The following is a 21,346-nucleotide window of genomic DNA, read 5'->3' as shown; positions in this document are numbered from 1 at the left end:
GCTGGAGTCTTCGCGCCTTCCATTTTAATCAAAGGGGTGGGGAAAATGAGGGCAGCTGTTCAGCTGTGCTGGTCAAAGTAAAAGGCGCGGTTACAGAGTAGGGCTGCTTTTTCTTTTAGTAACAGGATTATGAATGAGTTGTATTCGGAAGCAGGTTGCCTGAGTGCGGTCCTGTCATCTTGCTTCCATTTACATTGATTCAACCTTCCTTTAAGATCCAGTTCACGCCAAGGGTGCTTACCGGCGCTGTCATGAATGGCCGGATCAGCGGAGCAGGGTTCGGGATAAGGTTATCCTGATTCTCTTTTGCCGGCAAACTAAAGTCCTGAATACGCATGTATTCAGGACTTTTCGTCATTCCTTATTTAATTTGTCAACGATGGCAGTAAGAGCTCCGTCCCCTGTCACGTTACAGGCTGTTCCAAAGCTGTCTTGCGCAAGGTAAAGGGCGATCATCAGCGATACCATGGTGGCATCAAAGCCTAACATCGTCTTAAGCAATCCAAGAGCCGCCATCACAGCCCCGCCCGGAACGCCAGGTGCTGCGATCATCGTAACGCCGAGCATGAGAATAAACGGCAGCATACTAGCGAATGAGTAGGTTTCCCCTTGTAAGAGCATGACCGCCATTGAGCAGCTGACGAGTGTAATCGTGCTGCCGGATAAATGGATGGTTGCCAGTAAAGGGACGGAGAAATCGGCAATGCGGCCTTTCACTCCCATTTGCTTCGTTTTTTCAAGGGTCACTGGGATTGTTGAAGCGGACGATTGTGTGCCGAGCGCTGTAAAGTAAGCAGGCAGCATCGTTTTCAGCATCCGCAGCGGGCTTTGCTTTCTGATTGTGCCGGCTGCTGTGTACTGAACGCATAAGTATAAGATGTGAAGAATAATAATCATAATGAATACTTTCGCGAATACGCTCATAATAGCGCTCACTTGCCCGCCCTGTGTCATATTGGCGAAAATACCTAAAATATGGATCGGCAAAAGCGGAATGATGATTTTTTCAATAATGATTTCAATGATCTGCCGGAATTCATCCATTGCTTTTTGAAGGGTATCTCCCTTGATAGCAGCCATTCCAAGCCCCAGAGCGAAGGCAAGCAGAAGGGCGGACATTACACCCATAATCGGCGTCATTTCCACTGAAAAGAAAGGCTCTAACAAGGCTTTTTCAGGGTTTTCAAACGCCTTAGCCGCTTGGTTCGATAAGATAGATGGATAAATGGCTTTTGCTGTGAAAAACGCTACAAGTCCAGCAATAATGGTAGAACAATAAGCAATCAATGTGGTCATTCCGAGCAGTTTGCCGGCGCCTTTGCCGATGGATCCGATACCCGGAGCGATAAACCCGATAATAATTAACGGAATGACAAATCCGAGAAAGTTTCCGAACAAGCCATTAAACGTAGCCAAAATTCTAATGAATGCATCAGGCGCAAAGGTGCCTGCAATAATCCCTGCTATAATAGCGACGATAATTCTTGGCAGTAAGCCAAAGCTTTTCATGTGTTGTCCTCCTGGTGTGAACATTTGTATTTACCAAAAGAATTATACCTTCTATAGAGCAGAAAGTTAATAGAAATGAAAATAGAAATAAAATTCAGATTAATCTTTTGGGAAATATTTAAAGAAATTACCTAATTCAAGGATTTATTCCAGAGCTTTGACGGGCTGAATTTAAATCGGGAGGATAGTTGCATGGAAATTTAGTTTTTCTTTGCTTAAAGCATGATAGAATGGAAATAATGAAATCTTTTCATTTATTTATTGGAGGGTTACTATGAGAACGAAATTGTGTTTATTATATGGAGGAAAATCAGCTGAACATCAAGTGTCCTTACAAACAGCAAAAGCAGTTATCGGTGCACTTGATCTAAATAAATTTGATATCTACCCAATTTATATTACGACAGAGGGAAATTGGATTGAAGGAAACAAGCTTACGGCTCCGGCCAATGAAGTATCTGAACTGCAGTTTGCCGGCGATGGACAGTCATCGGCGGTGGCTCAAAGCTTGATTTCAAAAAAATATGATGTTATTTTTCCGCTTTTGCATGGGCCGAACGGTGAAGACGGAACGGTTCAAGGGCTCCTTGAAGTAATGAACCTTCCTTATGTCGGCAATGGAGTACTGGCCTCATCCGCTGGGATGGATAAGGTCATTATGAAAAATATTTTTGCCCAAGCGAATTTGCCGCAAGTAAATTATGTGTGGCTGACACGCAAAATGTGGGAGGAAAATAAAGAGGCGGCTTATGAAAAAGCGGAAAAAGTGCTTGGCTATCCGTGCTTTGTCAAGCCGGCCAATCTCGGTTCAAGCGTTGGCATCAGTAAGTGCACAAACCGTGAGGAGCTTGAAGCTGCTTATGAGGAAGCGTTCCAATTTGACCGCAAAATTATTGTTGAAGAAGGGGTTACAGCAAGAGAACTGGAAATCGGCTTGCTGGGCAATGAGGACCCGCAATGCTCGGTCATTGGCGAAATTGTTCCTAAAAAAGAATTCTATGATTATAAAGCTAAGTATGAAGATGGAAACACAGCGCTAATTATCCCGGCTGAAATTTCCGAAGACGTACAAACTAATATGAAAAGAAAGGCTGTTACTGCGTTTCAGGCATTAGATTGCTCCGGCCTTGTCCGCGCTGACTTTTTCTTAACAGAGAATGGCGAGCTGCTGATTAACGAAATTAATACAATGCCTGGATTTACTCCTTTTAGCATGTTCCCCCTTCTTTGGAAGCATGCGGGCGTTGAATATCCTTTGTTAATCGAAAAGCTAATTGATCTTGCAAAAGAACGTCATGAGGAAAAACAGCAACTTAAATATACTTTCTAAAGGTGGACATTGATTTTATGATGCGTAAGACCATTGAACAAATAGCCAATATAATAAAAGTAGAAAATAACATTGAAGCATTTAAAGAACGGATGGTGTACGGGGTAGCTATTGACTCCAGAAAAGCAGTAGCCGGCCAGTTATTTGTTCCTTTTAAAGGGGAGAACACGGATGGCCACCAGTATGTCAAACAAGCGTTGGAGCAGGGGGCGGGCGCTGCTCTCTGGCAAAAAGACAGACCTAATCCTCCGGCTGATTTGCCGGTGCTGGTAGTAGAAGACACGCTGAAAGCTCTTCAGCAACTGGCGAAGGCTTACCGGGAAGAGCTGGATGTGAAAGTCATCGGCATCACTGGCAGCAACGGAAAAACGACAACGAAAGATATGACAGCGAGCCTGCTTTCTTTAAAGTTTAAGGTCCAAAAAACAGAAGGAAACTTTAACAATCACATCGGTCTTCCGCTTACGATCCTTTCTTTAGATCAAGAGACGGAAGCGGCTGTGATTGAAATGGGCATGAGCAGTAAAGGAGAAATCGACCTGCTAACGAAGATTGCTTCCCCGGATATAGCGATTATTACGAATATTGGTGAATCGCATTTGCAAGATTTAGGATCAAGGGAAGCCATCGCTGAAGCAAAGCTTGAAATTATTAACGGTCTTGCTGCTGACGGCATCCTTATTTATCATGGCGATGAACCGCTTTTGCAGGAAGCTTTACAAGAGACAGAGGTGCAGACAAAAACTTTTGGCTTTACTGAAAGCAACGACCTGTATCCGATTAACATTGACACGCTTCAGGATGGAAGCCGATTTAAGATCAATGGTGCGCCCGGCACAGAGTTTTTCCTGCCGATTATCGGACGGCATAATGTGCTGAACGCAATGGCGGCTATGCTGGCCGCCCGTGAAATGGGCATTGACTTTGAAGCGATGAAAACAGGTCTGTCATCTGTAGAACTAACGAAAATGCGTATGGAAATGATTGATGGCATCAAGGGAACTAAGTTAATTAATGATGCCTATAATGCCAGCCCTACTTCTATGAAAGCGGCTATTGAGCTAGCTGAAAGAATGCCGGGATTTCAGCGAAAAATCCTTGTATTGGGGGATATGCTTGAACTTGGGCTGGATGAGGAGCTATTCCATTATCAAGTAGGTCAAACCGTGAGCGGTGAAGCGATTGATTACCTTTTCACGATCGGACGGTTAGGCCAGTTTATTGCCGCTGGTGCGAAAAACTCTTTAGGAGAAGACCGCATCTTTGCTTTCAATGATAAGCAGGAGTTGATTGACAAGCTCGAATCTCTGCTTGAAAGCGGAGACTTAGTCGTTGTTAAAGCCTCTCGCGGTGTGCGGCTTGAAGAAGTGATAGAGGTCCTGGAAAAGAAGTAACGGGGCAAGAGCAGCCAGAAAAACAGCAAGATAAAGAAGGCTCCGTTTGGTCTGCACCCCCACACTAGGCAGGTGCCTGGTGTTTTTCTTTTCATTCATAAACAATAGCCAGTTATTATTAAAAGCTCTTCAGCTTCTGAGTTGTACCAGTTCTGTTAATGAAGAAGGAGATCGGGTAATAATTACAGTATATAAAGGAAAATAATGAAGAAAAGGAAATGGTGAAGATGATTGGCTGTTTGTGCATTCATGGGTTTACTGGTGCGCCTTATGAAGTCGAGCCGCTCGCTAAATACTTGCATAAAAGGACAAATTGGAAAATTGTCGTTCCGACACTTCCAGGCCATGGAACAACGCTGTCACTGAAAGGAATCACGTACCGCCAGTGGCTGGAACATGCGGAAGGTGAGCTGAAGCAGCTGTTGACTGAGTGCGAAACGGTTTATGTGATTGGTTTTTCGATGGGCGGGCTGATTGCCGCCTATTTAGCGGAAAAATATCCTGTAAAAAAGCTTATATTATTAAGTGCTGCCGCTAAATATATTAATGCAGGGCAATTGTCCAAGGATATTAAAGAGATGTGGCACGACGCGAAAAAAGGCAAGCTGAGTGAGAATGAGCTATTTTTGCGCTATAAGAATAAGCTTTTGTTCACTCCCTTGTCAGCGGCCTGGCAGTTTCGGAAAATGGCTGCTTACAGCAAGCCGCTTTTCTCTAAAATCCAGATACCCACCTTTATTGCCCAAGGGTTGGCTGATGGCATTGTGCCGCCGAAAAGTGCCGAGTATATTTACCGCCGTCTTCCATCTGTCCAAAAGGAAATTTATTATGTGCCGCATGCTAAACACCATATTTGCCATACGGGAGAAAAGGAGCTGCTCTTTGAAAAAGTCTTTACATTTCTAACTGAACGTAGTAGAGTGATTTAAATATCGAGTGTGTTGTAATGAAGCGATAAAAATGATATGATGACAATAACTTTTGCTCTTCATATGGAAGAGTATTTTTTGTTTGATACGGCAAACGAAATAGAAGGAGAAGAAAATATTGACGAAATTTAAAGATTTAAATTTAAGTGAAACCACTTTAAAAGCTATTGATAAAATGGGATTTGAAGAGGCGACGCCTATTCAGGCTCAAACGATTCCGGCTGGTCTTGAAGGCCATGACATTATTGGTCAGGCGCAAACAGGAACAGGTAAAACGACAGCTTTCGGCGTACCAATGATTGAAAAAATTGATACCAACAACCATCTGATTCAGGGCTTGGTTATTGCTCCAACCCGGGAGCTTGCCATTCAGGTATCTGAAGAGCTTTATAAAATTGGCAGCGGCAAGCGCGTCGGCATTTTGGCTGTATACGGCGGCCAGGATATTCAACGCCAAATTCGCGCACTGAAAAAGCGTCCTCATATTATTGTAGGGACACCAGGCCGGATTCTTGACCATATTAACCGAAAAACACTGAAGCTTGATCATTTGCAAACGCTTGTGCTGGATGAAGCGGATGAAATGCTGAATATGGGATTTATTCAGGATATCGAGGCTATTCTTTCCCACATGCCAGTTGAACGCCAAACGTTGTTGTTCTCAGCAACGATGCCTAAGCAAATTCGGGCGATAGCTGAGAGGTTTATGAAGGATCCTGTAAGCATTCGTGTGAAAGCGAAAGAAATGACGGTTTCTAACATTGAGCAGCATTATGTTAAAGTGCATCAGCGCGATAAATTCGATGTGCTCTCCCGCTTAATCGATGTTCACTCGCCAGAATTGGCTATTATTTTCGGCCGTACGAAAAGACGTGTCGATGAACTGGCTAATGCATTAAGCCTTCGCGGCTATCAGGCAGAAGGAATTCATGGCGATTTAACTCAGGCGAAACGCTTAACAGTGCTAAAACGCTTCAAAGAAGGAAAAATCGACGTTCTTGTGGCAACAGACGTAGCTGCACGCGGCCTTGATATTTCTGGTGTCACTCATGTATACAACTATGACATCCCGCAAGATCCGGAAAGCTATGTTCACCGGATCGGCCGTACGGGCCGTGCCGGCAAAGAGGGCGTTGCCATTACATTTGTTGAACCAAGAGAAATGGGCTATTTAAAAGAGGTCGAAAAAACAACGAAGAAAAAGATGTCGCCAATGGCTGCTCCTACATGGGATGATGCATTGGTTGGCCAGCAGCAGGCAGCTGTCAATGAGCTGGAAGAATCTGTTGCCAAAAACGACCTTTCCCAATATAAAGCATTGGCAAAAGGACTGCTTGATCAGTATGATGCTGAACAGATCGTTGCTGCTGCTTTAAAATTGATTACGAAGGAACCAGATCGGACACCGATCCATATCACGAGTGAAGCGTCTCTTCCACAAAAGAAAGATAAGTTCCGCTCTAAAAATTCAAGTTCCAAAAAGCCGTATGGCAGCCGTCAAGGCGGACGTTCATCCGGTGGCAACCGCTCATATAACCGTGATCGCAAAAGCAATCCAAGAAGAAAATATACTTCTCAATAAATAAGCAATGACAAGGAGCTGTCCCTTTAAGTTAGTGAAACGCTGACTTTTGGGCAGCTCCTTTTTGCAGGATTGATGAAAATTCCAAAAAATGAAACCTTTCCCTGTTATGAAACGTTATAACAGAAAAATGATAATAAAGGCTGTGAATATGTGATGGATGAACCTGCAAAAAGAATTTCAAAGAAAGCTTTAAAAGTATGGAGAATATCAGGAATGATCGGTTCGGCTTTTATATGGCTGCTCCTTATAGCGGCCGGCATATTGATCCTGATGAAGCAATGGCCGCTTTGGACTTTATTTATTCTTGGTGCGGCCGGAGTGTTAGAAGTGCTGGCTGTTGTCGTGATTTTGCCGGCTATGCGCTGGAAAAGATGGAGATATGAAGTCAGAGAGCAGGAAATTGAGCTTCAGCGGGGGGTATTCATTGTCCGCCGCACGCTAATTCCGATGATTCGCGTCCAGCATGTAGACACAGAGCAGGGCCCGCTTCTGCGCAAGTATGGGCTGGGGGCCATTAAAGTTTCAACAGCCGCTACCGTTCATGACATACCGGCTGTTGAAATAGAAGAGGCGGAGGAAATGAGAAAAGTCATTTCGGCTCTTGCAAGGGTGGCAGAAGAAGATGTCTGATCCGCAAAAGCTTCACCCTATTGCTGCGTTATTAACGTTTCTTAAGGAATTAAAGAACCTTGTCTTTCCGGTCGTTTTTTTAGTTCTCATGGGCAAAGGCCAAAAGAACGGATTTTGGGATTACCTGCCTTTGGCGGGAGCCGGAGTGATGGTCTTATTCGTCCTCATTGCCGGTGTTGTGAAGTGGCTGCGCTTTACTTATAGATTAGAAGAGGGCGAGTTGAAAATTGAATATGGATTGTTTATAAAGAAGAAGCGTTATATCCCGATTGAACGCATACAAAGTTTACATATATCCGAGGGGCTGTTGCATCGTGCCTTCGGTTTGGTGAAAGTTAGCGTCGAGACAGCGGGAGGAGCGGAGTCAGAGTCAGAAGCAGAATTGACCGCTATTAAGAAAGCAGAAGCGCAAGTTCTTCAACAATTTATTAAGCAAGAAAAGAAGCGGAAAAGCGAGTCAGCTGTAAACAGCCACGCGGATGAGGCAGAAGAGGCTGATCATGAAGACTCGATCTTTTACCGGAGCCGCCTTTCTGAGCTGCTGCTGATGGCCGCCACATCAGGTGGAATCGGTGTTGTTCTTTCAGCTGTATTTGCTTTTTTGAGCCAGTTCCAAGATGTGATTCCGTATGAGAAAATTTTTAAAGAAGCGTCCCATTTTATTGAGATGGGAGTGGCTGTCATAGCGTTTATTGTTTTTTTAGCTTTATTGATTGCATGGGGTGTGTCTATCGGTCTCACCTTGCTGAGATACGCCGGCTTTACATTGAGAAAAGGAAAGGAAAACTTAATGATCCAAAAAGGGCTGCTTGAAAAACAGCAGCTGACCATCCCGGTAGACCGGGTGCAGGGGATTACAATTTCAGAAAATCCATTGCGGCAAATTCTGGGTTATTGTTCTGTACATCTTGAAAGCGCGGGGAGCAGGGGAGAAGAGGAAGACAGTGCAAGCATGATGATTATGCCAATGGTGAAGAAGGAGCGGGCGCTGAATATGCTGGCGGAGCTGTTTCCGGACTATTGCTTCTCCGCAGAGCTTACGCCTTTGCCGGCGCGGGCAGCCAGCCGGTATATCGGAAGAGCTTGTCTTTATGTACTTCTTCCCATTGGGGCAGCTGTTTGGTTTTTTTGGCCGTTCGGACTAGGGTTTCTTGCCGCTTTCATGCTTGCGGCTCTTTATGGCTTCGTTCGTTTTAAAGGAGCTGGATGGCGTATTGATGGCCGCCAGCTTACGATAAGAGCGAGAAAAGTATCTTTGCAAACCTCCTTTGTATTGAAAAATCGCATTCAATCCTTAGAGGTGATACAAACGTGGAGGCAAAAGCAAAAGGATTTAGCTTCGGTTCATGCGGCTATCAGAAGCGGAATCGGCGGCAAAAGAATAAAAGTTGCAAATGTTTCATTTAATGATGCGGGAGAAATTTATCGCTGGTACGAGCTGAAGAAGGAGGAGGACTATGATCCAGGGGATCGGGATGGATATTGTAGAGATTAGCAGGATTCAAAAATTAATAGAACGGCAGCCGAAATTTATTGAGCGGATTTTAACAAAGAACGAACAGCTTGTGTTTCAAAGCCGAAGCGGCCGCCGGCAAGTTGAATACCTGTCCGGCCGCTTTGCTGCCAAGGAAGCTTTTGCAAAAGCAATGGGCAGCGGAATCGGCGGACAGCTCTCCTTTCAAGATATTGAGACGGCTTCAGACAGCAATGGAAAGCCCTGCGTTACAGCCCCTTTTTCTGCAGGCGTGCATTTATCTATTACGCACAGCAAAGACTATGCGGCTGCCCAGGTCGTTATTGAAAAAATAAATTAAAAAGAACAGCCCCTTTCGGACAATCATATTTTAAAAGGTTGTCTCATATATTTTTAATGCGAAAGGGGTTGTGATGACATGACAAAAAGAAGGTTAGTCTGGCTATTATGCCTGGTTGCTTTATTTGTTCTCTCTGCCTGCGGCGCAAAATCCAAGGAAGATGTCACAAAGGATTTAAATGAAAAAGCCGAAGAGATGAAAGGCTACAAGGCAACCGCCCAAATGACGCTTCAGACAGGAGAAGAAAAACAGGCGTATCACGTGGAGATTTGGAATAAGGACAATCATTTTTACCGCGTGGAGTTATCGAATGACAAAAAGGATCAGAGTCAGATGATTTTAAAGAATGAGTCCGGTGTATATGTATTAACGCCATCTTTGAACAAGAGCTTTAAGTTTCAAAGTGATTGGCCAAAAAACAGCAGTCAGGCTTATTTGTTTGAATCACTAGTCAAAGATATCAAAACAGACCAGGAAGCTGCTTTTAAGGAAACGGATAAGCATTATGTGTTTGAAACAAAGACAAGGTATCCTAACAGCCATATGCTTCCAATACAGGAAATCACCTTCAATAAGCGCGATTTAGCGCCTGTTTCAGTGAAGGTTATGGATCCGGATCGCAAGCCAGTATTGACGGTCAGCTTTAAGAAGGTGGATTTTAAAGCGAGCTTTGAGAAGTCATCTTTTGATGTAAAGAAGAATATGACCGGAGCCCAGCTGGAAATGCCGGTGCTCGCTCAAGAGAAGGAAAAGGAATTCACCGTCTTTTATCCGCAGGCAGAAGCGGTTGGCAGCCAGTTGCTTGAGGAAAATGAGATGCTGACGGCTAATGGCAAACGCATCGTGCTCACTTATGGAGGCGACAAGTCATTCACTGTCGTCCAGGAAAAAGCATCGGCTCCGTCGGATGCTTCGGTAGAAACAGCGAGCATGAGCGGCGAAATGGCTGATTTGGGCTTTGCCTTTGGAGAAATTACTGATCAGTCACTTTCTTGGTCTTATAAAGGTGTGGATTATATGATCGCTTCTAAAGATTTAAGCGAGGCGGAAATGATTGAAGTAGCGCGTTCGATGCAAGCGGAAATGGAGAAATAACTGGTTTTTTGCATGTGTTCGATAAATGCTTCAAGTTGATACTTCAGTGCCGCCTCAGCTAAAGGCGGAGCACTTCGGGAACGGGAATTTGACGTTCCTTTTTTCTTTGTTTAAGGTAGGGAGTACATGGTTATGGTGCATCGTGGAAATTTGAATAAGAAAGGTCGAGCTGGATGAGGCAAAGAAAGAATGTTTTAAAGAGCCGGATCATGCTTGTCGGATGTGCAGCATGCATTGTAGCTGCTTTTTTGATTACGGCTCAATCTTATTTTCACCATAAGGAAATAAAGACGGCCGGAAAAGGCTGTTTGGAGCAGGGCGGCACCGCGGTCGTGGAGAAGTCATTCTTGGCGCTCAATTATTCCTTTTCTTGCGAATAATGAAAATTCCGGGCTGGCGCCCCGGTCTTCTTATTGACAGTACTTGCTGTATACTTAAAAATAAGGTTGGCAACAAATAAATTTCACAACTTTAGGTATACAGACAAGAAAGAAGGGGCATATGTTGACAGTAGAAGCGAAGTTTTACCGTGATACATGGGCAGAGATCAACTTGGATCATATTTCATACAATGTGAGCGAGACACTAAGGCTGCTTCCGGAAAACACCAAGCTATTTGCGGTAGTAAAGGCCAATGCTTATGGGCATGGAGACGTTCAAGTGGCTAAAGCAGCGGTTGAAGCAGGGGCACAGGGGCTGGCTGTTGCTTTTCTGGATGAAGCACTTTCCGTGAAAAGGGCCGGCCTGTCCGTTCCGTTGCTGGTGCTTGGCGCAAGCAGTCCGCAAGCAGCCAAAATGGCGGCCGACCGGCAAATCTCGTTGACGGTCTTTCAGAAAGACTGGCTGCTGGAAGCGGAGAAGCATTTGGAGGAGGGACAGCTGCTCCGTGTGCATATTAAGTGTGATACAGGCATGGGGCGGCTTGGCGTAAAGACACCCGAAGAGTTAAACGAGCTGGCGGCGTTCATTCATCGTTCGCCGAAGTTTTTCCTCGAAGGCGTCTTTACTCATTTTGCTACGGCGGATGATTTGAGCACGGATTATTTTGAAGAGCAGTACGGTCTTTTTGCCAGCATGGTGGACTCGCTTGAGGAGAAGCCGCCCTTCACTCATTGTGCCAACAGTGCGGCGACGCTGCGTTTTGGAAAAACCCATTTGAATGCTGTTCGCCTTGGCATCTCAATGTACGGTCTTTCACCGTCCGAGGAAATAAAGCAGGAGCTGCCATTTCCGTTAAAGCAGTCTTTCTCGCTGCGCACGAGAATTGTCCATGTGAAGAAGCTGAAAAAGGGCGAAAAAATCAGCTACGGAGCGACTTATGAAACTTCGGAGGAAGAATGGATTGCGACTTTGCCGATTGGTTATGCTGACGGCTGGCTGCGTAAGCTTCAGGGACAGATTGTGCTGGCCGGCGGCAAAAGGGTGCCGATCGTAGGCAGAGTATGTATGGATCAATGCATGATCCGCCTACCTGAAGAAATGCCAGTCGGAACAGAGGTCACACTGATTGGCAAGCAAGGAGAAGAAGAAATTACCATGGATGATATTGCCCGAAAGATGGAGACAATTAACTATGAAGTTCCTTGCATTATTACCGCGCGGGTGCCGCGAATTTACAAACGAAACGGAGAAATTGTCGAGATAGTAAATCCGTTAAGTGAATGAAGGTAACAAGCTGAAGGTTTATTTATCGGCATTTTTCGCCAGAGGTTTAGTGAATTTGCGCTTTTCTGAGCTATTATCAAAGGATAACAGCCGGGAATTTTGAATTCACCTTCCCCTGCAATAGAAAAGATGATATGATGAAAAGGACAGTTAACGAGACGGTGTAGTGATTGGTGGAGGTGTAGTTCGTGTCTGAATCAAGCGCAACAACAGAAGTGTTAATTCGTTTGCCACAACAATTTGTTAAGGAACTAGACGGGTATGCTGAACTTGAGAAGGTTAACCGCAGCGAATTTATCTACAGAGCAACAAAAATGTATCTTCGAGAAAGAAAGAAACGTCAGATTAGAGAATCGATGCGGCGCGGGTACATGGAAATGGCTAAGATCAACTTGGCTATCGCCTCAGAGGCGCTGCAAGCTGAGTGTGAGGCCGGCAATACTGTAGAACGTTTAGTAAGTGGAGGATAATCCGTGTGATAGTTAAGCGTGGTGACGTATATTTTGCAGACCTGTCCCCTGTTGTCGGATCGGAGCAAGGCGGTGTGCGACCTGTGCTGGTGGTCCAAAACGACATCGGGAATCGGTTCAGTCCCACTATTATTGTTGCTGCTATAACAGCGCAAATTCAAAAAGCTAAGTTGCCTACACATGTTGAAATCGATGCAAAGCGTTACGGCTTTGAACGTGATTCCGTTATCTTACTTGAGCAAATCCGAACGATCGACAAACAGCGTTTAACGGATAAAATCACTCAACTTGATGAGGAAATGATGGAAAAAGTGGACGAAGCCTTGCAAATCAGCTTAGGTCTTATTCAGTTTTAAATAGACGCCCGCTAGTATAACTAGCGGGCGTCTTATTTTTTTAGCATGGGGCAATGGAATGGATACGGCTTTTTCTGAGTTTATTCGTGTCTTGAGGCCATTTTTTGATAGTATTTTTTTCCAGAAAGGACTATCACTTTTTAATTGCCGAAATAAACATTATAATGTTTAGTAGTGACGATAAATAATAGCGGGCATAAAAAAGAAAGGGAAATCAGTTTAGTTTTATGTTTGAAGTTGTTAAGATGAAGAAAGCAGATTGGGATAATCAGCGGAGGAGACTGCCTTAGAAAAGGAGTAGCTGCCTTCAGTTTCCCGGCATAAAGGTTGCTGTGCATCGGGTAGCAGAGAAGGAGCCGATTGTTTATGGGACAGTCTCTACATAGAGTGGACGCCGCAGCCATCGAAAAAGAAGAATTGGAGTTGTCTTGATGCGTAAACTAATTTTTAACTATGTACAAACCCATAAAAGTGAAATTCTAGGCGAGTGGATTAACCGGATGAAGCAGGAGGCAGATGAGCGTGCTGTACAAACGATGTCTGCTCAAATGTTTACAAAAACAAGCAGTGAGTTTATCGAGCTGCTGGTTTCCAACTTTACGGAGACAGAAGAGGAATTTCAATCCAAGGTCACCGGATTTGCTGAGAAAATTGTCAGATTAGGCTGGCCGCTGACTGTTATTACACTGGGGCTGCGCATATTTGATCACATCATAACAGACGGCATGCAGGAAGAAGAATTGGTCGACCACCATAACTTTATGGAATTTTCTTCTGAGTTTGAGCGCTGGATGTTCCCTTTGTATAACACCATTATTGATGCTTACGCCTATACATGGGAGCGCACAGTTTCTTTGCAGAAGATTGCTCTTCAGGAATTGTCTGCCCCTCTTATACCAGTCTTTGAAAAAATATCAGTCATGCCTCTTGTAGGGACAATTGATACAGAGAGAGCCAAGTTGATTATGGAAAACTTGCTTGATGGGGTCGTTAAACATCGCGCGGAGGTCGTTCTGATTGATATTACGGGAGTTCCAGTGGTGGATACGATGGTCGCGCATCATATTATCCAGGCAGCCGATGCGGTTCGGCTCGTCGGTGCTAAGTGCATGATTGTGGGCATCCGTCCGGAAATCGCTCAAACGATTGTCACTCTTGGTATCAACCTTGACCAAGTCCTTACAACCAGCACGTTGAAAAAAGGAATTGAAAAAGCCCTAGAGATGACGGAAAGAAAAATCATTGAGGTGGAGGAAGAGCAATGAGAATACCAATTTTAAAACTTCATGATTGTTTGCTGATTTCGATTCAATGGGAACTTGATGATCAGACTGCTCTTCAGTTTCAAGAAGATTTGCTCCGTAAAATTCACGAAACGAGTGCGAGAGGGGTAGTCATTGATTTAACCTCTATCGACTTTATTGATTCTTTCATCGCTAAAGTGCTCGGAGATGTGATCAGCATGTCAAAGCTTATGGGAGCGAAAGTAGTGATCACAGGAATTCAGCCAGCCGTTGCTATTACCTTGATCGAATTGGGGATACGTCTTGAAGATGTCTTGACAGCTCTTGATTTAGAAAAAGGTTTGGAGAAACTTCGACGGGAACTGGAGGACTAATCTATGGATTCTTGCGTCAAGATTACAAATGAATGGGACATCGTAGCTGCAAGGCAGCTTGGCAGAAATGTAGCCAAAGATCTTGGTTTTGGCACAGTTGACCAGGCCCGTATCACGACAGCTATTAGTGAGCTGGCGCGCAATATCTATCTGTATGCCGGCCAGGGGCAGGTATGTATAGAAAAGACGGAAAATGCCGGGAAGGTTGGATTAATAATTCTTTCAGAAGATCAGGGTCCTGGCATTCAAGATCTTCGTAAAGCAATGGAAGATGGTTTCTCCACCTCTGGAGGACTTGGAGCCGGCTTACCTGGAGTTAAACGCCTTGTAGATGAGTTTGCGATTGACTCCACTCCGGGTGAAGGGACACTTATCAAGGCAATTAAGTGGCTCCGATAAGGAGGGCAAGTATGGAATTTAGGGAAGCGATGCAAGAAAAGTATAAAGAAATTCTTGAAAGCTATATGAAGGATCAAAACGAACAAGCTTTGTATCTCAGCCAGAAATTCAGCAGAAAATCCATTGAACACAAAATTTCTCCTGAGGAAATTATCATTCTTCATCGAACGGCTCTGCTAGAACTTGGCATAGAAGCTGAGGCTGATATGCTCCAGTCTTTTGATATTTTACTGGAGGTCATGATGGCTTATGGAATTGCCTACCGGGAACATCAGAATCTGCGGACCATTCAGCAGGAGCTGAAAAGTGAGATCGAAGTGGCAGCCAACATGCAGCAAACGCTTTTAGGAACCCAGGTTCCAGAAGTGGATTGTTTGGATATCGGGGCCATCAGTGTGCCAGCCAGACAAATGAGCGGAGATTATTATCATTTTGTCCATGATGAGCAAGAAGCTGTCAGTGTAGCCATTGCCGACGTCATCGGAAAAGGGATTCCAGCCGCCTTGTGCATGTCCATGATTAAATATTCGATGGACAGTCTGCCTGAAGGCCGGTATGAACCATGCCGGGTGCTTGAAAGCTTAAACAGGGTAGTAGAGCAGAATGTCGATCCAACGATGTTTATTACTATGTTTTACGGAATGTATAATACAATGAATCATACATTCTATTATTCCTCTGCAGGTCATGAACCAGGCTTCTTTTACAACCATCAGACACAACAGTTTGAAGAATTGTACGCGAAAGGCTTATTGCTTGGTGTTGATAAGAAAACAAAGTATCGCCAGTTTGAAAAGAAAGCGGAAGCGGGAGATATTATCCTTCTGATGTCGGATGGGGTCACAGAATGCCGGACGAAGGATGGGTTTATCGAGGTAGACACTCTGTTAGGGTACATTAAAAAGTATATTCACCTAGAAGCCCAAGAGATTGCGGATAAAGTGTACAAAGAACTTGAGTTTTTACAAGACTTTGAGCTGCGGGATGATTTTACTTTAATCATTTTAAAGAGAATCAAGTAGCCAAAGGTTTATCTTCTTTTTAGCCGGGTATAATTTAAAAACAGTGGAGTAATAAAGAAGAGGTGGGTTTAAGATGAATATTACAATTGACGTGAAAGAAATGGAACAGCAAACAAAAGTGAAAATCGCTGGAGAAATTGATGCATATACAGCACCAAAGCTTCGAGAAACTGTGTTTCCATATACTGAAAAGGATCAGGCTCGCATAGTCATCGACTTATCAGAAGTTTCTTACATGGATAGTACAGGATTAGGCGTGTTTGTCGGACTTTTCAAAAGCTTGAATGCGAACGGGGGCACTCTGCAGCTAATTGGTTTATCCGAACGTTTGAGAAGATTGTTTGATATTACGGGTCTTGCAGATATTATGAATATTAATTCCGAAGTAGAAGGTGGCGTTTGATGATGGAAGCGTTTGATTACATCGAGATGAAAATCCCGGCCAAGCCGGAATTTGTGGGCGTTATCAGGCTGACGCTTTCAGGAATTGCGAGCAGAATGGGATTTACATATGATGCAATTGAGGACTTGAAGATAGCTACTAGCGAAGCGATCACCAACGCTGTCCAGCACGCCTACAACGGCGAGGAGGAAGGTGAGGTGGTGGTCGGCTTTGCTCTTTACCACAAGCATTTGGAAGTAATGGTGTCGGATAACGGAAAAAGCTTTAATTTCCGGGAAACAAAAAAGGCGTTAGGCCCTTACAAGGAGAATTCTGTTGAATTTCTGCGTGAAGGAGGCTTAGGTCTATTTCTCATTGAAACATTAATGGACGAAGTGAAGGTTCATCAAAAGGAAGGGGTTACTTTGTTTATGACAAAGTACCTTGAAGGAGAGCAGGTGGAGAGGGATGCCGAAACCATCTCAACCTAACCAAGACACCAAACAGCAGGTTGTTGAGTGGATCAAAGCCTATCAGACTGACAATGATCAAGAGGCTCAAGAAAACCTCGTTAAACATTACCAGGGGCTAGTGGAATCCATTGCACGTAAATATTCAAAAGGAAAGTCTTACCATGAGGATATCGCCCAAGTTGGCATGATGGGCCTTCTGGGAGCGATCAGAAGGTATGATGATTCTTACGGAAAGAGCTTTGAAGCCTTTGCTATTCCGACAATTGTCGGTGAAATTAAGAGGTTTTTACGGGACAAGACATGGAGCGTCCACGTACCGAGACGGATTAAAGAACTAGGCCCCAAAATCAAGTCGACTGTTGAAGAGTTGACCTCATCGCTGCAGCGTTCTCCTAAAGTAGAAGAAATTGCCCGCCACCTTGATATTTCTGAAGAAGAAGTCTTGGAAGCGATGGAGATGGGGAAAAGCTACCAGGCTCTGTCCGTGGATCACTCTATCGAAGCAGATTCTGACGGAAGCACAGTGACCTTGCTCGATATTGTCGGCAGCAAAGAGCAAGGATATGAGAGAGTAGATCAGCGGCTCGTATTGGAAAAGGTGCTTCACGTATTGTCTGATCGTGAACGTCAAATTATCCAATATACGTATTTAGAAAATATGAGTCAAAAGGATGCAGGGGATAAACTGAACATTTCTCAGATGCATGTATCACGCCTGCAACGAAGAGCAATCAAAAAGCTGAAAGAGGCAATTGATGCTGAATCAATGACATCGGGGCGATTGATTTAATGAACTATTTCCAAAACGAACAGCTAGAGATTTGCGCAAACAAAGCGGCAAAAGGCGGTCAGCCGTTTTGTGGAGACAGCTATTATATTCATACAACAGACGATTATTTAATTTGTGTAATTGCAGATGGGCTTGGCAGCGGCGAGTTCGCTTTTCATTCCTCATCTGCCGTAACAAAGATAGTGGAAGAGAATCATCACGAATCAGTCGACCTCTTAATGAGCTTGAGCAATAATGTTCTTTATCAGAAAAGAGGGGCGGCTGTTGCGATTTTAAAGGTTTACTTCGATACACAGGAATTCGAATACAGCTGTGTTGGCAATATTCGTTTTTACTTATACACGGACAAGGAGAAGCTTACGTATCCGCTGCCAGTGACCGGCTATTTATCCGGCCGTCCGCAAAAGTATCGGACCCAACGCTTTAAATACGAGTCAAACTGCAAGTTTCTTTTGCATTCAGACGGGCTTAATATTCTTAACGTCAAAGGCCTGCTGCGAAATCGCTCCATCCAGCAAATTGCCTCGACGCTTGAGGAGGAGACAACGAAGTCTGACGATGACGCTACTTATATTATTGGAAGCCTGCTTTAATAAGTGCAGGCTTTTTTCTTGTGATAAAATAGAGGTCAGAGAAAAAGGAGGAATCCGTATGCCCGTTGAAGCTATGCTTGAGAAAGATAGTTTAATTAAAAAAACAGCCCAGGACGAACAGTTAGATGTTAAAAAGGTGCGTGCAGTCATCGGGCTGGTTGAAGAAGGAAACACGGTGCCTTTTATCGCCCGTTACCGTAAAGAGATGACAGGAGCGCTGAACGAAGTAGAAATCCAGTCGCTGCTTAATCGCTGGAATTACTTGCAGAATCTATCGGCACGCAAGGAAGAAGTCATCCGCCTGATCGGGGAACAGAACAAGCTAACCCCTGAATTGCAAGCGGCTATTTTGCGTGCTGAAAAAATTCAAACGGTTGAGGATCTTTACCGTCCGTTCAAGCAAAAACGGCGGACCAAGGCGTCCATTGCGAAGGAAAAGGGGTTGATGCCCCTAGCAGAGTGGCTCCTTGCCATGCCGGCTTCTCCTGTTACGGCACAGGCTGAAACATACATATCAAACGAAAAAGCCGTCTCTTCAGCTGAGGAAGCGATTGAAGGTGCGCTCCATATTATTGCAGAGCAGGCAGCAGATGAAGCAGTGATCCGTCAATGGATTCGCGATGAAACGTTTAAAAATGGCTTGCTTCATTCAACGGCAAAAAACAAGGAAGTAGACGAAAAAAATATATACGAAATGTATTACGCCTATGAAGAGCCCGTTGCAAAAGCTGTTCCGCACCGCATACTGGCTCTTAACCGAGGAGAGAAAGAAGAGATTTTGAAAGTAAGCATTCAAACAGATGCAGAAAAGATTGTTCGCTATATAAGCAAGAGGTATAAAGTAAATGAGCAAACAGAGGCAGGCACCTATGTGCGTCAAGCATTGCAAGATGCATATAAGCGGCTAATTCAGCCATCTGTTGAGAGAGAAGTGCGAAATGAACTAACTGAAAAGGCGGAAGACCAAGCGATTCATATTTTCTCTGAGAATTTAAGAAAGCTGCTTTTGCAGCCGCCTTTAAAAGGGAAGGTTGTGCTTGGGGTAGATCCAGCTTACCGTACCGGCTGCAAGCTGGCAGTGGTAGATGAAACCGGAAAAGTATTATATATAGGGGTCATTTACCCGCATCCTCCGAAAGCTAAGAGAGCGGAGGCGGAAGAGCGTGTTCAACAGCTGTTAAAGGAACATGATGTTGAAATTATTGCCATCGGAAACGGGACAGCATCACGCGAAACAGAGCAATTTATAGCAGACGTTATCAAGAAAAGCGAGCGGCAAGCGGCATATATCATTGTCAATGAGGCGGGGGCAAGTGTCTATTCTGCTTCTGAAACGGCGCGTGAAGAATTTCCTGACCTTCAAGTGGAAGAGAGAAGCGCTGTATCTATCGCAAGACGGCTGCAGGACCCGTTAGCAGAATTGGTAAAAATCGACCCGAAGTCTGTAGGAGTCGGACAATACCAGCACGATGTTTCTCAAAAGAAGCTTAACGAGTCGTTAACCTTCGTAGTGGAGACAGCCGTGAACCAGGTAGGTGTGAATCTCAATACCGCTTCCTCTTCATTGCTGCAATATGTAGCTGGCCTGAACAAAACGGTGGCTAACAACATTGTGAAATTCAGGGAGGAAAACGGCAAATTCAGCAGCCGTTCACAAGTAAAGAAAGTCCCGCGCCTCGGTGCGAAAACGTTTGAACAATGTATAGGCTTCTTAAGGATTATAGATGGGCAGGAGCCGCTGGACAAAACAGCTATTCACCCTGAAAGCTATCCGGAAGTAAAGAAGCTGCTTCAAAGCATGGGCTATACCACTAAGGATGTGGGGACGAAAGAGCTCACTGAAGCATTGAACAAGATAACTGTAGAGCAAGCAGCTGAAAAGGTTGGAATTGGCGCGCTGACAATGCAGGATATTAAAGATGCCCTCCAGCAGCCCGGCCGCGACCTGCGTGACGAGCTGCCGACTCCGCTTTTAAAAACAGGAGTTATGAAGCTTGAAGATTTAAAACCTGGCATGGAACTGCAAGGAACGGTCAGAAATGTAGTGGACTTTGGTGCTTTTGTTGATATCGGCGTGAAAGAAGATGGGCTTGTCCATATTTCCAAGATGAAAAAAGGGTTTGTTAAACATCCTCTTGATGTAGCCGCTGTTGGTGACATTGTTACAGTTTGGATTGAGCAGGTAGATGAGAAAAAAGGGAGAGTATCATTGACAATGATTTCCCCTGGAAAGTAACAGCAACAGAGAAAGGAGCGGCCGAGTAATGAATAATGAACAACTTCAAGCGCTGACAGAAAAAATCTCATCGGAATTATTCGGCCGCCCTTTTCTGCATAAGGCAGAATTTAATCCGCGGCTAAGAACAACCGGCGGCCGCTATATGCTGCAATCTCATAATATAGAGATAAATAAAAAGTATTTAGAGGCGTACGGGCTAAAAGAATTAGAAGGGATTATTAAGCATGAGCTTTGCCATTATCATTTGCATTTAGAAGGAAGAGGATATAAGCATCGTGATCAGGATTTTAAGCAGCTATTGAAAGCTGTGAAAGCCCCAAGACACTGCACGCCGCTTCAAAAATCACCATCACAGCAGTCGAAGCGGGTGTTTGTTTATGAATGCTCTGGCTGTCATCTGATGTATAGCCGCAAGAAAAAGGTCGATACCAAGAGATATGTTTGCGGAAAGTGCAGAGCACCTGTTATCTTAAGAGAAGAACGGAGCACTTTGAAAAGGTGATTAGCTAGTCATAGATGTCCGTTGCTTTTTCTTTTTTTATTTTGTTATACAAAATTGTTGACTCGACTACTTCACTTTAATATAATACAAATTGTCGATAAAATGAATTTTGTATTCCGCAGTAGCTCAGTGGTAGAGCAATCGGCTGTTAACCGATCGGTCGCAAGTTCGAATCTTGCCTGCGGAGCCATATTTGGAGAAGTACTCAAGTGGCTGAAGAGGCGCCCCTGCTAAGGGTGTAGGTCGCGTAAGCGGCGCGAGGGTTCAAATCCCTCCTTCTCCGCCATTATCTTTATTTAACGAGGCCCCTTGGTCAAGCGGTTAAGACACCGCCCTTTCACGGCGGTAACACGGGTTCGAATCCCGTAGGGGTCATGTTTTTCTGAAAATGATTGGGCTATAGCCAAGCGGTAAGGCAACGGACTTTGACTCCGTCATGCGCTGGTTCGAATCCAGCTAGCCCAGCCATAACGAGCCATTAGCTCAGTTGGTAGAGCATCTGACTTTTAATCAGAGGGTCGAAGGTTCGAGTCCTTCATGGCTCACCATTT

The 21,346-nt window shown here is 44.5% G+C and carries 24 protein-coding genes and 5 tRNA genes; 27 read left to right on the top strand and 2 right to left on the bottom strand.

The features are described from left to right. Positions 1 to 199: 199 nt before the first annotated feature. Both BBA02S_RS20810 and BBA02S_RS17625 read right to left on the bottom strand, forming a co-directional pair. Positions 200 to 358: a hypothetical protein gene (locus tag BBA02S_RS20810; protein ID WP_156136653.1), complete on the bottom strand. Its 159-nt coding sequence runs from the start codon at positions 356 to 358 to the stop codon at positions 200 to 202. Continuing rightward, positions 355 to 1,509 (bottom strand): dicarboxylate/amino acid:cation symporter, encoded by a 1,155-nt coding sequence (locus BBA02S_RS17625; RefSeq protein WP_041100697.1) that lies wholly within the window; start codon positions 1,507 to 1,509, stop codon positions 355 to 357. Before BBA02S_RS17625 ends, BBA02S_RS20810 begins: the two co-directional genes overlap by 4 nt. 274 nt (positions 1,510 to 1,783) lie before the next feature. Between BBA02S_RS17625 and BBA02S_RS17620 the strand changes: the two genes are divergently transcribed. From BBA02S_RS17620 to BBA02S_RS17490, 27 genes are all read left to right on the top strand, one after another. Next, entirely contained in the window at positions 1,784 to 2,839 is a 1,056-nt protein-coding gene (locus BBA02S_RS17620; protein WP_041113880.1) for a D-alanine--D-alanine ligase, read from the top strand. Between the two features lie 17 nt (positions 2,840 to 2,856). Continuing rightward, the gene (locus BBA02S_RS17615) at positions 2,857 to 4,233 is read left to right on the top strand and encodes a UDP-N-acetylmuramoyl-tripeptide--D-alanyl-D-alanine ligase (protein ID WP_041100701.1); all 1,377 of its coding nucleotides are present in this window, start codon (positions 2,857 to 2,859) and stop codon (positions 4,231 to 4,233) included. 218 nt (positions 4,234 to 4,451) lie between these two features. Next, entirely contained in the window at positions 4,452 to 5,162 is a 711-nt protein-coding gene (locus BBA02S_RS17610; RefSeq protein ID WP_306305193.1) for an alpha/beta hydrolase, read from the top strand. A 118-nt stretch (positions 5,163 to 5,280) separates the two neighbouring features. After that, positions 5,281 to 6,744 (top strand): degradosome RNA helicase CshA, encoded by a 1,464-nt coding sequence (gene cshA, locus BBA02S_RS17605; protein ID WP_041100705.1) that lies wholly within the window; start codon positions 5,281 to 5,283, stop codon positions 6,742 to 6,744. Between the two features lie 153 nt (positions 6,745 to 6,897). Beyond that, complete coding sequence (locus BBA02S_RS17600) at positions 6,898 to 7,377, top strand: PH domain-containing protein (protein ID WP_082028240.1); 480 nt, start codon at positions 6,898 to 6,900, stop codon at positions 7,375 to 7,377. Further along, positions 7,370 to 8,872, top strand: coding sequence for a PH domain-containing protein (locus BBA02S_RS17595; RefSeq protein WP_041113879.1), 1,503 nt, complete (start codon positions 7,370 to 7,372; stop codon positions 8,870 to 8,872). The genes BBA02S_RS17600 and BBA02S_RS17595 overlap by 8 nt, the downstream gene beginning before the upstream one ends. After that, positions 8,835 to 9,191: a holo-ACP synthase gene (acpS, locus tag BBA02S_RS17590; protein ID WP_041100709.1), complete on the top strand. Its 357-nt coding sequence runs from the start codon at positions 8,835 to 8,837 to the stop codon at positions 9,189 to 9,191. Before BBA02S_RS17595 ends, acpS begins: the two co-directional genes overlap by 38 nt. Before the next feature lie 78 nt (positions 9,192 to 9,269). Next, a complete protein-coding gene (locus BBA02S_RS17585) occupies positions 9,270 to 10,286 on the top strand; it encodes a LolA family protein (RefSeq protein WP_041100711.1) in 1,017 nt (338 codons plus the stop codon). 173 nt (positions 10,287 to 10,459) lie between these two features. After that, the gene (locus tag BBA02S_RS17580) at positions 10,460 to 10,666 is read left to right on the top strand and encodes a hypothetical protein (RefSeq protein ID WP_041113878.1); all 207 of its coding nucleotides are present in this window, start codon (positions 10,460 to 10,462) and stop codon (positions 10,664 to 10,666) included. 121 nt (positions 10,667 to 10,787) lie between these two features. Then, positions 10,788 to 11,951 (top strand): alanine racemase, encoded by a 1,164-nt coding sequence (alr, locus tag BBA02S_RS17575; RefSeq protein WP_041113877.1) that lies wholly within the window; start codon positions 10,788 to 10,790, stop codon positions 11,949 to 11,951. A 188-nt stretch (positions 11,952 to 12,139) separates the two neighbouring features. Then, the gene (locus tag BBA02S_RS17570) at positions 12,140 to 12,421 is read left to right on the top strand and encodes a CopG family ribbon-helix-helix protein (protein WP_041100717.1); all 282 of its coding nucleotides are present in this window, start codon (positions 12,140 to 12,142) and stop codon (positions 12,419 to 12,421) included. Positions 12,422 to 12,426: 5 nt separating this feature from the next. After that, a complete protein-coding gene (locus BBA02S_RS17565) occupies positions 12,427 to 12,777 on the top strand; it encodes a type II toxin-antitoxin system PemK/MazF family toxin (RefSeq protein WP_041100719.1) in 351 nt (116 codons plus the stop codon). Between the two features lie 431 nt (positions 12,778 to 13,208). Then, entirely contained in the window at positions 13,209 to 14,042 is an 834-nt protein-coding gene (locus BBA02S_RS17560; protein WP_041100721.1) for an RsbT co-antagonist protein RsbRA, read from the top strand. Further along, positions 14,039 to 14,395: an STAS domain-containing protein gene (locus BBA02S_RS17555; RefSeq protein WP_041100723.1), complete on the top strand. Its 357-nt coding sequence runs from the start codon at positions 14,039 to 14,041 to the stop codon at positions 14,393 to 14,395. The genes BBA02S_RS17560 and BBA02S_RS17555 overlap by 4 nt, the downstream gene beginning before the upstream one ends. A gap of 3 nt (positions 14,396 to 14,398) precedes the next feature. Next, on the top strand, positions 14,399 to 14,794 hold the full coding sequence (locus BBA02S_RS17550) for an anti-sigma regulatory factor (protein ID WP_041100725.1): 396 nt from the start codon (positions 14,399 to 14,401) through the stop codon (positions 14,792 to 14,794). 11 nt (positions 14,795 to 14,805) lie between these two features. Next, on the top strand, positions 14,806 to 15,816 hold the full coding sequence (locus BBA02S_RS17545) for a PP2C family protein-serine/threonine phosphatase (protein ID WP_041100727.1): 1,011 nt from the start codon (positions 14,806 to 14,808) through the stop codon (positions 15,814 to 15,816). Positions 15,817 to 15,889: 73 nt separating this feature from the next. Continuing rightward, positions 15,890 to 16,219, top strand: a complete 330-nt coding sequence (locus tag BBA02S_RS17540) for an anti-sigma factor antagonist (protein WP_041100729.1) — start codon at positions 15,890 to 15,892, stop codon at positions 16,217 to 16,219. Beyond that, complete coding sequence (gene rsbW, locus BBA02S_RS17535; protein WP_041100731.1) at positions 16,219 to 16,689, top strand: anti-sigma B factor RsbW; 471 nt, start codon at positions 16,219 to 16,221, stop codon at positions 16,687 to 16,689. The genes BBA02S_RS17540 and rsbW overlap by 1 nt, the downstream gene beginning before the upstream one ends. After that, positions 16,667 to 17,461, top strand: a complete 795-nt coding sequence (gene sigB / locus BBA02S_RS17530; protein WP_041100733.1) for an RNA polymerase sigma factor SigB — start codon at positions 16,667 to 16,669, stop codon at positions 17,459 to 17,461. The genes rsbW and sigB overlap by 23 nt, the downstream gene beginning before the upstream one ends. Further along, positions 17,461 to 18,054 (top strand): PP2C family serine/threonine-protein phosphatase, encoded by a 594-nt coding sequence (locus tag BBA02S_RS17525; protein WP_041100735.1) that lies wholly within the window; start codon positions 17,461 to 17,463, stop codon positions 18,052 to 18,054. Before sigB ends, BBA02S_RS17525 begins: the two co-directional genes overlap by 1 nt. A gap of 58 nt (positions 18,055 to 18,112) precedes the next feature. Continuing rightward, positions 18,113 to 20,290 carry a Tex family protein gene (locus tag BBA02S_RS17520; protein ID WP_041100737.1) on the top strand — a complete coding sequence of 726 codons (2,178 nt, stop codon included), beginning with the start codon at positions 18,113 to 18,115 and terminating at the stop codon, positions 20,288 to 20,290. Between the two features lie 28 nt (positions 20,291 to 20,318). Beyond that, positions 20,319 to 20,795 (top strand): SprT family protein, encoded by a 477-nt coding sequence (locus BBA02S_RS17515; protein ID WP_041100739.1) that lies wholly within the window; start codon positions 20,319 to 20,321, stop codon positions 20,793 to 20,795. A gap of 115 nt (positions 20,796 to 20,910) precedes the next feature. Then, positions 20,911 to 20,985 (top strand) — tRNA-Asn (locus BBA02S_RS17510). A 5-nt stretch (positions 20,986 to 20,990) separates the two neighbouring features. Next, positions 20,991 to 21,081, top strand: a tRNA-Ser gene (locus BBA02S_RS17505). A gap of 17 nt (positions 21,082 to 21,098) precedes the next feature. After that, a tRNA-Glu gene (locus BBA02S_RS17500) sits at positions 21,099 to 21,170 on the top strand. An 18-nt stretch (positions 21,171 to 21,188) separates the two neighbouring features. Continuing rightward, positions 21,189 to 21,263: transfer RNA gene (locus tag BBA02S_RS17495), tRNA-Gln, on the top strand. 4 nt (positions 21,264 to 21,267) lie between these two features. After that, a tRNA-Lys gene (locus BBA02S_RS17490) sits at positions 21,268 to 21,343 on the top strand. The last annotated feature ends 3 nt before the right edge of the window (positions 21,344 to 21,346 follow it).

The organism is Bacillus badius NBRC 15713, from assembly GCF_001591605.1.
Lineage (GTDB): Bacteria > Bacillota > Bacilli > Bacillales > Domibacillaceae > Pseudobacillus > Pseudobacillus badius.
Note: the sequence above shows the minus strand (reverse complement) of the source record. Positions and strands in the feature narration are given on the sequence as shown.

Coding starts and splice junctions, on each gene's coding strand:
- BBA02S_RS17585 (WP_041100711.1), top strand. CDS start 9,270: ATGACAAAAAGAAGGTTAGTCTGGCTATTATGCCTGGTTGCTTTATTT.
- BBA02S_RS17580 (WP_041113878.1), top strand. CDS start 10,460: ATGAGGCAAAGAAAGAATGTTTTAAAGAGCCGGATCATGCTTGTCGGA.
- BBA02S_RS17550 (WP_041100725.1), top strand. CDS start 14,399: ATGGATTCTTGCGTCAAGATTACAAATGAATGGGACATCGTAGCTGCA.
- rsbW (WP_041100731.1), top strand. CDS start 16,219: ATGATGGAAGCGTTTGATTACATCGAGATGAAAATCCCGGCCAAGCCG.
- BBA02S_RS17520 (WP_041100737.1), top strand. CDS start 18,113: ATGCCCGTTGAAGCTATGCTTGAGAAAGATAGTTTAATTAAAAAAACA.
- BBA02S_RS20810 (WP_156136653.1), bottom strand. CDS start 358: ATGACGAAAAGTCCTGAATACATGCGTATTCAGGACTTTAGTTTGCCG.
- alr (WP_041113877.1), top strand. CDS start 10,788: ATGTTGACAGTAGAAGCGAAGTTTTACCGTGATACATGGGCAGAGATC.
- BBA02S_RS17610 (WP_306305193.1), top strand. CDS start 4,452: ATGGTGAAGATGATTGGCTGTTTGTGCATTCATGGGTTTACTGGTGCG.
- BBA02S_RS17545 (WP_041100727.1), top strand. CDS start 14,806: ATGGAATTTAGGGAAGCGATGCAAGAAAAGTATAAAGAAATTCTTGAA.
- BBA02S_RS17625 (WP_041100697.1), bottom strand. CDS start 1,509: ATGAAAAGCTTTGGCTTACTGCCAAGAATTATCGTCGCTATTATAGCA.
- BBA02S_RS17540 (WP_041100729.1), top strand. CDS start 15,890: ATGAATATTACAATTGACGTGAAAGAAATGGAACAGCAAACAAAAGTG.
- BBA02S_RS17595 (WP_041113879.1), top strand. CDS start 7,370: ATGTCTGATCCGCAAAAGCTTCACCCTATTGCTGCGTTATTAACGTTT.
- BBA02S_RS17525 (WP_041100735.1), top strand. CDS start 17,461: ATGAACTATTTCCAAAACGAACAGCTAGAGATTTGCGCAAACAAAGCG.
- sigB (WP_041100733.1), top strand. CDS start 16,667: ATGCCGAAACCATCTCAACCTAACCAAGACACCAAACAGCAGGTTGTT.
- acpS (WP_041100709.1), top strand. CDS start 8,835: ATGATCCAGGGGATCGGGATGGATATTGTAGAGATTAGCAGGATTCAA.
- BBA02S_RS17560 (WP_041100721.1), top strand. CDS start 13,209: ATGCGTAAACTAATTTTTAACTATGTACAAACCCATAAAAGTGAAATT.
- BBA02S_RS17555 (WP_041100723.1), top strand. CDS start 14,039: ATGAGAATACCAATTTTAAAACTTCATGATTGTTTGCTGATTTCGATT.
- BBA02S_RS17620 (WP_041113880.1), top strand. CDS start 1,784: ATGAGAACGAAATTGTGTTTATTATATGGAGGAAAATCAGCTGAACAT.
- BBA02S_RS17615 (WP_041100701.1), top strand. CDS start 2,857: ATGATGCGTAAGACCATTGAACAAATAGCCAATATAATAAAAGTAGAA.
- BBA02S_RS17515 (WP_041100739.1), top strand. CDS start 20,319: ATGAATAATGAACAACTTCAAGCGCTGACAGAAAAAATCTCATCGGAA.